The organism is Arcobacter rhizosphaerae (assembly GCF_049472155.1).
Lineage (GTDB): Bacteria > Campylobacterota > Campylobacteria > Campylobacterales > Arcobacteraceae > Arcobacter_B.
Window position 1 is genome coordinate 242,678 of the sequence record NZ_JBMOVW010000002.1, and the last position, 12,478, is coordinate 255,155.

A 12,478-nucleotide genomic window follows, 5' to 3' on the forward strand; every position below is an offset into this window, starting at 1 on the left:
TTTGTTTTCCATTTTTGTTTTCAAACTGCGTTTAAAGTTAAAAAATATATAAAAATAAAAATAAAAGTTTGAATTTTCTTAATTACAAAAATTGTAAAAAAGTGATAAATTTTATCTAAAATATTCTTTTATATGTGTAAAGTAGAATTTTTTATTCTACTGTTACACTTTTTGCAAGGTTTCTAGGCATATCTACATCATTTCCTAGTCTAATAGATATTTCCATAGAAAGAAGTTGTAAAGCAACTAACATTTCAAAAAACTCTAACATATAATGATCTGTTTTTTCAGTTTTTATAAAATCATCAGCAAGTTCAAAATCAAGTGGAGATACTGCACAAATAGTACTATCTCTAGCACTTAATTCTTCAACATTTGATTTGATTTTGTCATAAAGTAAATTTTGAGGCATTAATGCAATTGTAAATAACTCTGGATCAGCTAATGCAATAGGTCCATGTTTCATCTCTCCTGCTGGGTAGCCTTCTGCATGTAAATATGAAATCTCTTTTAATTTTAACGCACCTTCTAAAGCTAATGGGAAGAATACATCTCTTCCAATAAAGAAGAAACCATGTCCATGTAAATATCTTTTTGATAATCTTTTTGTTTTCTCATGAATTTTATCATTTATAATAAGTGATTTTGGAACTTCTCTTAAAGCATGAAGCTCACTTTCTAGAACTTCTTTATCAATTACATTTTTTTGTTTTGCAAAATATAGAGCTAACATCCATAAAACAACGGTTTGCGTTGAAAAAGCTTTTGTTGACGCAACACCTTTTTCAATCCCAGCTCTTGTAAGAATCTTATAATCAGCTACTCTTGTCATTGATGAGTTATCTACATTACATACAACAAGTGATTTAAGTCCTGCTTTTTTAGCCATTTTTAAAGCTTCTAAAGTATCCGCAGTTTCACCACTTTGAGAAATTACAATAAATAAAGTGTCATCAGTTAATAAAGGCTCTTTATATCTAAACTCGCTTGCAATTTCTACATTACATTTAACTTTCGAAAGTCTTTCAAATAAATAAGCAGAAGTCATACCCGCATGATAAGAAGTACCACAAGCACAAATTTTTATTTCTTTTATTCCTTCAATAATTGAAGCATCTATCTCATCAAAGAAGATCTCTTCATCTTTTACACGACCTAACATACAATCACTTACAACATCACTTTGCTCATAAATTTCTTTTTCCATAAAAAATCTATAACCATCTTTTTGAGCATATTGCTTAGATGTTGGAAGAGTTGACCAAGAATAATCATCTGTAAAAAACTCTAAATTTTCAGCAGTTGCTATACCACCTACTCCATCTTCTAAATAAACTACATCATTTGCTAAACCAATTAAAGGAGCATCTGATGAAGCAAATAAAACTTCATTTTCTTCATTTCCTTTTGCGATTATTAAAGGACTACCATGTTTAAAGAAAAAGATTTTTTTAGGATCAGCTTTTGAGATTAAAAGAATTGAAAAAGCACCTTCTAATCTTTCAATTGTATTATGAAAAGCTTTTGTTGTATCATTTAATTTATTGTTATAGTTTTCAAAAAGATGAACTATAACTTCTGTATCTGTTTGGGATACAAACTTGTGACCTTTTTGAATTAACTCTTCTTTTAATTCTTTATAGTTCTCAATAATTCCATTATGAACTACATAAGAGTATTCACCTAAATGTGGATGTGCGTTTAATTCTGTTGGTTTTCCATGAGTTGCCCATCTTGTATGACCTATTCCAATTTCGTAACTATCAGTTGAAGAAGAAGTTTTTTCCCTTAAATTACTTAATTTACCTAATGCTTTATATACATCAATCCTATCTTTATTTAGTAAAGCAATGCCAGCAGAGTCATAACCTCTATACTCTAACTCTTTTAATCCATCAAGTAAAATCTCTTTTGTATTTTGTTTACCAATGTAACCAACAATTCCGCACATGAAATACCTTTTTAGTGAAAATATATTGTGCGATTATATTTAAGAATTACTAAAAAACCCCTTTTAGTATAAATTAACTTATTCATCGATTTAGATTTGCATAATTTTTTTTTGATACAATCAAATTATGAAACAATTTATAAAAACAAATAATGACTACTTTACTTTTTCTTCATGTGAAACTTGTGAAGCTAATTGTTGTGATGGAAGAAAAGGTACTGTTTTTTCACAAATTATACTATCAGACTTTGAAGAAATTTATGAAAACTACCCTATTCTTTTTATTTTTGGTGAGTTAGGGTATTTAAAACCTGTCATAATACTTACCAATGGAAAAGATTTCTGTCCACATTTAAAAGATTTTAGATGTGGAATTTATGAGAAAAGATCATCAATTTGTAGAACATATCCTCTTAGTGCAAATATTGATAATAATATTTATATTGATTATTTATGTCCAGCTGTGGGGAAAAATGAAAATGATAAACTAATTGTAAATAATTCGAAAGTTAATAAAGACTTTTTTGTAAATATTTTAGATAATTATCAAGATAAATATATAGAAACATTTCATGAACTTGATAAGTTTAATAAAAAAGAAGATTTAGAACTTTGTATTACTATTAAAGGGATTGAATTTTTTAAATATGTAAAAAAAACAAATAATAAATATTTGAAGATGCATCAAAAATCTTTAAAACATCTTCAAAATGATTATTTTAAAGGTTTAGATTCTTAATTAAAGCCTCATGAATATAACTATTTGAAGCCACAATATATTTATCTTCAAATAGTGTATATTCTTCACCTTTAATATTACTTATAATACCACCTGCTTCTTGAAGAATAATAAGCCCAGCACTAACATCCCAAGCTTTTAAATTCATTTCATAATAACCTTCATAAATGCCACGTGCTACATAACATAGATCAAGTGCAGCAGAACCTAGTCTTCTTATATCTTGACATAAAGGCAATATATCTTTTATTTTTTTCACTACATCATTTAAATCATCTTCACAAGTACCACTTGTGTATGGGAAACCTGTTGATAAAAGTGCTTTTTGAAGATCATCTTCTTTTGAAACTTCAATTCTTTTACCATTTAAATATGCGCCTAAACCAACTTGTGCTGTATATAATTCATCTAAAATTGGATTGTAAACTACACCTATAAAAGGTTTTTTATTTTTATATACACCTAAAGATATACAAGTATGTGGCACTTGATTTACAAAATTTGTTGTTCCATCAATTGGGTCAACTATGATTGAGTTTTTAAACTCTAAATTACTATTATCTGATTCTTCTGCTATTACATTAAAATCTTTAAACTCTTTTGATAATTTATCCTTTAAAAAGTTTTCAACTGCTACATCATATTTCGTTACTAAATCTTTTTTTCCTTTAAAATTCACATCTTTATTTTTATAATATCCCTCTTTTAAAATTAAAGAAGCTTCTTTTACTATTTCTATTATTTTTTCAATCATATTCACTCTTTTTAAATTTTTTTTATTTTATCTAATATTTATTAATTTCCTTATTTTTATAGTTGATTAAACTAAATTAATACATAGTTTAAAATTTTGATACAATTTTTATAAACTTTTTGTATAATAAATAAAAGTAAATAATAATATTCTAATATCTTATAAACTAGGCTTTTAGAGTATGCTATTTTATATAATTATATATTAATAAGAAGAGTTTAGAATGAGTGATATAAGTTTAAATGAAGACCAAAAAGATTGTTTACAAGAATTAATGAATATAGCTTATGGCTCTGCAAGTAGTGCAATTGCAGATATAATAGATGCTTTTGCTACACTAGCAATACCAAATATAAATATTATTAATGTAAGTGAATTAAAAACTTATCTAAACAAACAGTTAAATGATGAAGAACATTTTGTTTCAACTCAATTAATAAATGGTGACTTTTGTGGAGAAAATTTATTTATAATTGATAGACAGTCTGCACTGAATCTTTCTGAAGAATTTGATTTGATTGATAATGAAGATTTAAAAGATGAAGAAATTAGTGATATCATTTTGGAAATTACAAACATTTTGTCTTCTACAACTATAAGCTCACTTGTAAAAGAAATGGACTCGTATGTTTCATTTTCACCACCCAGCATAAGAATCATAAAAAATGCTTCTCAACTTGAAGATAATTTAATAGAACAGTATCAAAAAGTAATTATTATTTCCACTGAACTTAATTTTTCAGAACAAAATATTTATGGTCATTTATTAATGTTAGCAACAGATGAATCTATTATTCATATAAAACAAACCATAGATAAAATACTTGATGAGTATTAATATGTTTGAAAATCAATTTAACTTAATTTGTGAAACTATCAATAGTGGTATTCTAATTTTAGACAAGAATTTAAATGTAAAATTTTGGAATAAATGGATGGAAATACATACCAAAATAAAAGCAAATGAAATAAAAGATAAAAATCTTTTAGACTTCTACGGAAATATCAATTCTAAAATGCTTACAAGAAAAATCAAAACAACTCTAAGAATAAACTCATCAACTTTTTATAATAGTGAACAAATAAACTATCTTTTTGATATAAAACTAAATAATATTGCTGATTCTGTATTTTACAATATGCAACAAAGTATTACTATCTCACCTTTTGATTTAGAAAAAGAATTAGTTGTTGTATACGTTTATGACACAACATTATTAAGAGAAACAAACTATAAATTAAAGAAATCTAAAAAAGAACTAGAAGAAAAAAATGATGAATTTCAAAGAATGATAAATGCTTTAACAGAAGGTTTAATAATATCTGATGAAGATGGTAACTGCGAAATCATAAATAATTATGGTAGAAAGCTTTTAAAAATAAAAGATGAAAACTCTATACAAAATAAAAATATTTTAGATTTTGTTTGTGAAAAAAGTAAAGATTTAGTTAAAAGAAACCTTGCTTGTGATGATATTAGAACTTATGAAATTTATATAAAAAAAGAGAATGATACGTTTTTCCCTGCACTAGTAAGTGGGCAAGCAATTCAACTTGATAACAAAAAGAAAAAAATATCAACTTTTATTGATATAAGTAATATAAAAGAAAAAGATAGATTATTAACTAGACAAGCAAAACTTGCAGATATGGGACAAATGATAGCAAATATTGCACATCAATGGAGACAACCCTTAAGTTTAATTTCCACTACGGCTAGTGGATTAAAACTATACCAAGAACTTAATAAACTTGATGAAAAAACACTAGATAATGCTTTAGATCAAATAATGAATACAACAGCTCACTTATCTCAAACAATTGATGATTTTAAAAACTTTATTAAAGATGATAAGAAAAAAACAATATTTGACTTAAGTGATATAATTCAGAAAGACTTATCTCTACTTGAAGGGATTATAAAAACTTCCCATATAAAAATTGTTATCAATAAAAAACATGAAGACATAATAATGAAAGGCTATCCAAACGAATTAACACAAGCAATTGTAAATATAATAGCAAATGCAAGAGATGCCTTAGATGAAAGAAAAATTGATGAAAAATATATTTTTATTGAGCTTGAAAAAGTAAATAATTATGGTTATTTAAGAATATATGACAATGCCAAAGGATTAGATAATGATATTATTGATAGAGTATTTGAACCTTATTTTACAACAAAACATAAGTCTCAAGGTACAGGACTAGGTCTTTTTATGACTCATAGAATCATAACAGATAGTATGGATGGTTCAATTGTTGTAAATAATTTAAACTTTACACATAAAGAAAAGAAGTATAAAGGGGCTTGTTTTACTATTGAGTTACCTTTACATAAATTATAGATTTTTTTCATTATTTTGTTTAATAAACCTTTGAGGTTTAGCTAAATAAAAACCTTGTAAAAAATCTACTTCTAAATCTACTACTATATTAAAAACCTCTTTTGAATGAACATATTCTGCTACAGTATAGGCTTTTAGGTCTTTTGCCATTCTTACGATATTTTTTACTATTTTTTTTGACTCTAAAGAAGTATTTATATCTTTTATTAAAGAACCATCTATTTTAATAATATCAGGTTTTAGTTTTAAAATATTTTCCATACTTGAATAACCACTACCAAAATCATCAATTGCTATTTTACATCCAAAAGCTCTTATTGTATAAATAAACTCTTGAACTACTGAAAAATCTTTTATACAATCAGATTCTAAAATTTCAAATATTATATAATTTGAATTTTTACATCTTCTTACTTTTTCATAAATAAAATTTCTAAAGCTTTCATTTTGTATATCTTCATAACATAGATTCAAACTAAATTCAAAACCCTTATTACAAAAAACATCAAAAGATTTTTCAAACATTAGATACATCATTTTTTCATATAAATTGATTTTTTTAGATAAATCTAAATATTTAAAAATAGAAACTACCTCACTATTATCTTTTGTTTTGATTCTCATTAAACTCTCATATTTTTCAATTTTTAATGTTTTTGAATTAAAGATAGCTTGAAAATAAGGTACAATATTACCCTCATCCACTGCATTTTTTAGAAATAAAATTTCATCTACAAGTTTACTTTGTTCTTCTTCTTTATAAACAACAGTTAAAATATCTAAATTTATATCTATTATTTTATCTAAAGAGTTTAAAGAGTTAAACATTTTTTCTTTTATCAAAACATCTTTCATAAATCTTCTAATATAACTAAAAGCTGCATTTACATAATGAGTAGGAAGACCTATTTTAACATGTACTTCACTAATATAATTTAGTTTTTCAAAATAAAAAGCATCATAATTACCACAAAAAAGACTTAAGTACCAGTTTTTTATTCCCACTTCATGTCTTTTTTGAATTTCTTTATTATTTAAAAACATTCTTGCATGATCAAATTTAAAAATAAAGTCATAAAAACCTAATAATAATTCATCAATATACTTTAAGGCAATATCTTTAATTTTCATCAATTCTTTAGAATCAGATTCATTAAATTGGTAATGTTTTAATACTTTTTTGAAATTATTTTCCATATACTTTTATCCTTATTCTTTGATTATTTTCCTTCAAATTTTTTTTCATTTGCATTATTAAAAATTTTATTAGCAATATCTGAGGTTTTTTTAGCAATTGTATTTGTTTGAGATGAAACTTCTGTATTAGCTTTAATTTGTTCTTCTAATATATTCATAGCATCATTTATTTTATGAATTCCTGTTTGTTGATTTTTAGAAATACTAGATACTGTTCCTATAATGTCGATAGTTTTATTAATATCATTATTTAAAGAATTATACCCTTCAATCATATCTTGAGCTATGTTTTTTCCCTCATTAGCTTTTATGTTTGCTCTTTCTACAAGATGTTTTATTTCTTTTGCTGCTTCTGTACTTTTATTTGCTAGGTTTCTTACTTCTTGAGCAACAACTGCAAAACCTTTTCCAGCATCACCCGCTGTTGCAGCTTCTACAGCTGCATTTAATGAAAGAATATTTGTTTGAAAAGCTATTTGATCAATAACGCAAATAGCTTCATTAATATTAGTAACTTGTTTATTAATTTCATCCATTGCATTATTTGTCTTAAATGCTAAATCTTCTCCACACTTCGCAGAGTTAACAACTGCATTTGATAAACTTGACATTTCAAGAGTTTTGTTTGATGTTTCCACTATATTATGAGTAATATCTTCTAAAACAACAGCTGTATTATTTAAACTACTAGCTGCTTCATAAGAAGAATTATTAAGTTTATCTACATTATTTAGTAATATATCAGCTGAACTTTGTAAAGTTTTTCCATTTGTTTTATTTTCTAAAAGCATTTGTGTAATTGCCTCTTTTAGTTTATTTATAGCTATTACTAAAAGTTTCATTTCACTATCATCTGATATTTTATTTAATTTTAATTCTTTTGTATAATCATAGTTTATATATTTTTCTAAAATATTATTCATAGATGAAAAATGTTGCTTTGTTTCAAGAATCATATCATTTACACTCTCTTTAAACTCTTCTAAAGAAGGGTTTGATGTTTTTGAAGTAATAATTTCTGAATAATCTCCGTGCTTAAGCTTATTCATAACTTGTTTTGCTTCTTGAATCAAAATTGACTCTTCTTGCTCTTTTAAAACAAGCTGTTCTTCTCTTTTATCTACAACATCTTTTATCTCCGAGTATTCACTAGCCATAGAAGTATTTATCTTTAAAGAAACATTTTTATTATCCATATTTCTTAAAAATTTAATTAATTCTTTTGATAAGTTATTTCCATTTTTTCTTTCATCTAATTCATGTACAATCAATGCTAAAGCAAGTAGTATTTGAATAATTTGTGAAATATAATCACTTGTAAATAATAACGCATTTAAAGGAAGTAAAAAGATTCCCATTAAATGTATAATTGTCATTCTAAAATATAATGATTTTAAATTAAACATATATTCTCCTAATATTAATAAGTTGAAGTTTAACAAAATTAATTCAAATGATTATTGATTAGAATCAACACTACTTTAAAGTTATTTTAGTTGATTAAAACTTTTTAATAGGAGTATAAAGAAGTTATATATGACTAAATAAAAGATAATCCAACAAGACCAATTATTGTAAAAAAGATACCTATTATTCCAATTGAAGAAGGAAGTAAAACTGTTAAAAATATTATTTCAAATATTAATGTAAACAATACTTCCCCTGATTGAGTAGAGTCAACAAGTGCAATTTTTGAGGAACTATTTGCTTTTGCTCTTGCATATAAAAACAATGAAGTAGCCATAATACCTGAAAAAATTGCTACTAATAGCATAGAAATATACTGATTAACAGAAGGTTTATCTACATCAAGAACTATAAATAAAATAAGCCAAAAAGGTAAACTTCCTAAAGACAATAAAAAAACTTTTGAGAAAGTATTTCTTATTATATCTTTTCTTATTTGGCAAAGAGATTCATTATTTTGAAGTTCCCAAACCAGCTGATTACCAATAGGATATGCAAAACTTGCTATAAGAATCAAGAATATATTAAAAATTTGTGTTGTAATGTTATCTATGCTTATGTATGTAATATTAATAAGGCTTATTCCAATAAAAATAATTACTACAAAAAACCATGTTAATTTTGATATTTTTTTACCAAAAAAGAATAAAATAAAAAGAGTAGCTATAATAGTAAACTGCCAAGTAGTAGCAACAACCCAAGCGGGAGAACTATCTGCAACATAACAAATCAAAGCATAAAATACACCAAATCCGATTGAGCCTGAAATACTCCAAAATAAAAAGTGATTATAAAACTCTATAAATAAAGATTTTAAATACCCATATCCTTTAAAAATATAAAATCCAATACATAAAAGTAATAGCATATAAATATATCTAAGAGTTGCAGACCAAAACCAATGTCCACCATCTTGAGCAATAAACTTATTAAAAATAAATGTTGAACTAAAGAATAATGATGCTAATAAACCATAAACTACTATCTTAAGTGTTAATTTACTCACAAAAAACCTTTTTTATCAAATATACCTTTATTTGAATTTTTTCTATAGTAAAATATTGATATGCAAATATTTTATATAGTATAATCATAAAAGAAAGTATCATAATGAAAAGCATAGAACAACAAGTATCATTTATCAATAATAAATTTAAAAATATTACATTAAATAAACATTTCCATGAAGAATACTCTTTTAGTTTGATATATAAAGGTGAGCACATATATGAAAATGAAAAAGATAAATTTAACTTAGGACTAGGTACATTACAAGTTGTAAATCCTTATGAACTACACTCAACAAAAAATAGTAGTTGGTCATACTTAAATGTTATGATTGATAGAGAACTAATAAATGATATATCAAAAGACTTAACACAAAATAACCTAGTAAAAAATATTTTATTTAATCCTATAATAAATGATATAAAAGCTGTAAAACTTTTTAATCTTATCTTCAATCTAATAAGTAATAAAAATAATAATATTGATATTGAGACTTATATAATTCAGTTTATTGAATATATCTTAAAATATCATACAAATGATAAAATCCCTTCTATAGCAAATATAACTTGCTCAAAAAATACAATTAATAAAGCAATAGAATTTATAAATGACTATGATAAAAAAGTAGAAATTTCATTGTCAGATATAGCTTTAGAAGTAGGAATTACAAAATATCACTTAATTAAAGAGTTTAAAAAACATATTGGTATTACTCCAAATCAATATATTCAAATAAAAAAAGTAAACTTATCAAAAAATTTAATCAAAAAAAATATTCCATTATCTCATGTAGCTTTTGAGTCAGGTTTTACAGACCAATCATATATGATAAAAGTATTTAAAAGATATTATGGATATACCCCTTCAAAATTAAATAGTTTATAAATTGTGATTATTTTAAATTAGATATAAGAGTGTGAGTTTCTTGAAAATGTCAAGAAACTCTAGAGTTGTCTCTCGGACTTCGTGGCTATGCTACGCTTCGACCACTTCGTCTGCATAAACTAAAAGAGTGAAAATATTCACTCTTTTTTAACGTTTACTTACATTCCCATTCCAGGCATTCCGCCCATTCCACCCATATCAGGCATTGCAGGAGCAGATGCTTTATCTTCTTTGATATCAGTTACAGTTGCTTCAGTTGTTAATAATAAAGATGCAACAGATACTGCATTTTGCATTGCTACTCTTTCAACTTTTGCAGGATCTACGATACCTGCTTCGAACATATCTACATACTCACCAGTTGCAGCATTGAATCCAAAGTTTTCATTATCTGATTTTTCTACTTCATTTACAACAACACCAGCATCAAAACCAGCATTTAATGCGATTTGTTTCATAGGTGCTTTAATAGCTCTTAAAACAATATCAGCACCAATAGCTTCATCACCTTCTAAGTCTAAAGATACTTTAGCAGCAGCTCTTATTAATGCAGCTCCTCCACCAAGAACAATACCTTCTTCAACAGCAGCTCTTGTTGCAGATAAGGCATCATCAACTCTATCTTTTTTCTCTTTCATTTCAGTTTCAGTAGCAGCACCTACTTTGATTACTGCAACACCACCAGAAAGTTTTGCTAATCTTTCTTGTAATTTTTCTTTATCGTACTCAGAAGTTGTATTTTCAATCTCAGCTTTGATTTGATTAACTCTGTTAGCTACCATATCAGCTGAACCTGTACCATCAACGATAGTAGTATTATCTTTATCAATTACAACTCTAGCAGCAGTACCTAAACAAGAGAATTCAGCAGTTTCTAGTTTCATTCCCATTTCTTCTGAAATAACTGTACCATTTGTTAATACAGCAATATCTTCTAACATAGCTTTTCTTCTATCACCAAATCCTGGAGCTTTAACAGCTGCAATATTTAAAGAACCTCTTAATCTATTTACAACTAATGTAGCTAATGCTTCACCATCTACATCTTCTGCGATAATTAAAAGTGGTCTTCCTGCTTGGTTAACTGATTCTAAGATTGGTAACATCTCTTTTAAGTTAGAGATTTTTTTGTCATATAATAAAATAAATGGATTTTCCATCTCAGTAATCATTTTTTCTGAATTAGTTACAAAGTAAGGAGATAAGTAACCTCTATCAAACTGCATACCTTCAACTACATCTAACTCATCAGAAATACCTTTAGCTTCTTCAACTGTAATAACACCATCTTTACCAACTTTATCCATAGCTTCTGCAATCATAGCACCAATTGCTGTATCAGAATTTGCAGAAATAGTAGCAACTTGCTCAATTTCAGTTTTATTAGCAACTACTTTTGAAGAAGCTTTTAAGTTAGCTAAAATTGCTTCTGTTGCTTTATCCATACCTCTTTTTAATGAAATAGGATTTGCACCAGCAGTTACATTTCTTAATCCCTCTTTAAATACAGAATTAGCTAATACTGTAGCAGTTGTAGTACCATCACCTGCTTCATCAGCAGTTTTAGAAGCAACTTCTTTTACAAGTTGAGCACCCATATTTTCTAATGTATCTTCAAGTTCAATTTCTCTTGCTACTGAAACACCATCTTTTGTGATATTTGGAGCACCGAAAGATTTTTGTAATAATACATTTCTTCCTCTTGGTCCCATTGTAACTTTTACAGCATCAGCTAGTTTTTCAACACCTGTATATAATTTATTTCTTGCATTATCACTAAATGAAATTTCTTTTGCCATCTTACATAACTCCTATAATATTTTCAATATCTAATACTAAATAATCTTCACCATCTAAAGTGAATTCAGTTCCTCTGAACTGTTCAAATACAATAGTATCACCCTCTTTTAATTCAGTTACTTCCGAACCAATCGCTTTAACTATTGCCGTGTTTGGTTTTTCTTTTGCAGAATCTACAAGAATAATTCCGCTTGCAGTTTTCTCTTCAACTTCTGTTCTTTGCACTAAAACTCTTTTACCTAGTGGTTTAAAATTCATAGTATTTCCTTTTATTAAGTTTTATTATAATTATTATTTGTACTTTTAGCACTCTAATTTTTTAAGTG

The 12,478-nt window shown here is 26.1% G+C and carries 11 protein-coding genes; 4 read left to right on the forward strand and 7 right to left on the reverse strand.

Annotated elements, in window-relative coordinates; genetic code table 11:
* Positions 1-151 precede the first annotated feature (151 nt).
* Positions 152-1,951: a glutamine--fructose-6-phosphate transaminase (isomerizing) gene (glmS, locus tag ACH5BH_RS04275; protein ID WP_423297564.1), complete on the reverse strand. Its 1,800-nt coding sequence runs from the start codon at positions 1,949-1,951 to the stop codon at positions 152-154.
* A gap of 127 nt (positions 1,952-2,078) precedes the next feature.
* On the opposite strand from glmS, the gene ACH5BH_RS04280 reads away from it, so the two are divergent.
* Positions 2,079-2,690 (forward strand): YkgJ family cysteine cluster protein, encoded by a 612-nt coding sequence (locus ACH5BH_RS04280; protein ID WP_423297565.1) that lies wholly within the window; start codon positions 2,079-2,081, stop codon positions 2,688-2,690.
* Here the strand turns inward: ACH5BH_RS04280 and ACH5BH_RS04285 are convergent.
* A complete protein-coding gene (locus tag ACH5BH_RS04285) occupies positions 2,671-3,444 on the reverse strand; it encodes an inositol monophosphatase family protein (RefSeq protein WP_423297566.1) in 774 nt (257 codons plus the stop codon). The genes ACH5BH_RS04280 and ACH5BH_RS04285 overlap by 20 nt on opposite strands.
* A gap of 223 nt (positions 3,445-3,667) precedes the next feature.
* Here ACH5BH_RS04285 and ACH5BH_RS04290 point away from each other — a divergent pair, with 223 nt between their 5' ends.
* Entirely contained in the window at positions 3,668-4,282 is a 615-nt protein-coding gene (locus ACH5BH_RS04290) for a chemotaxis protein CheC (protein ID WP_404307367.1), read from the forward strand.
* 1 nt (position 4,283) lies between these two features.
* Positions 4,284-5,792, forward strand: coding sequence for a PAS domain-containing sensor histidine kinase (locus ACH5BH_RS04295; RefSeq protein WP_404307369.1), 1,509 nt, complete (start codon positions 4,284-4,286; stop codon positions 5,790-5,792).
* Here ACH5BH_RS04295 and ACH5BH_RS04300 read toward each other — a convergent pair.
* The 3 genes from ACH5BH_RS04300 to ACH5BH_RS04310 form a co-directional block, all read right to left on the reverse strand.
* A complete protein-coding gene (locus tag ACH5BH_RS04300; protein ID WP_423297567.1) occupies positions 5,787-6,989 on the reverse strand; it encodes an EAL domain-containing protein in 1,203 nt (400 codons plus the stop codon). The two genes, ACH5BH_RS04295 and ACH5BH_RS04300, sit on opposite strands and share 6 nt — an antisense overlap.
* A 23-nt stretch (positions 6,990-7,012) precedes the next feature.
* The gene (locus ACH5BH_RS04305) at positions 7,013-8,395 is read right to left on the reverse strand and encodes a methyl-accepting chemotaxis protein (RefSeq protein WP_423297568.1); all 1,383 of its coding nucleotides are present in this window, start codon (positions 8,393-8,395) and stop codon (positions 7,013-7,015) included.
* A gap of 134 nt (positions 8,396-8,529) precedes the next feature.
* Positions 8,530-9,462, reverse strand: a complete 933-nt coding sequence (locus tag ACH5BH_RS04310) for a multidrug resistance efflux transporter family protein (RefSeq protein WP_423297569.1) — start codon at positions 9,460-9,462, stop codon at positions 8,530-8,532.
* A gap of 104 nt (positions 9,463-9,566) precedes the next feature.
* Here ACH5BH_RS04310 and ACH5BH_RS04315 point away from each other — a divergent pair, with 104 nt between their 5' ends.
* On the forward strand, positions 9,567-10,352 hold the full coding sequence (locus tag ACH5BH_RS04315) for an AraC family transcriptional regulator (RefSeq protein ID WP_423297570.1): 786 nt from the start codon (positions 9,567-9,569) through the stop codon (positions 10,350-10,352).
* Between the two features lie 158 nt (positions 10,353-10,510).
* On the opposite strand, the gene groL is transcribed toward ACH5BH_RS04315, so the two are convergent.
* Both groL and groES read right to left on the reverse strand, forming a co-directional pair.
* Positions 10,511-12,151, reverse strand: a complete 1,641-nt coding sequence (gene groL, locus ACH5BH_RS04320; protein ID WP_404307379.1) for a chaperonin GroEL — start codon at positions 12,149-12,151, stop codon at positions 10,511-10,513.
* A 1-nt stretch (position 12,152) separates the two neighbouring features.
* Positions 12,153-12,410, reverse strand: coding sequence for a co-chaperone GroES (gene groES / locus ACH5BH_RS04325; protein WP_254577254.1), 258 nt, complete (start codon positions 12,408-12,410; stop codon positions 12,153-12,155).
* Positions 12,411-12,478 lie beyond the last annotated feature (68 nt).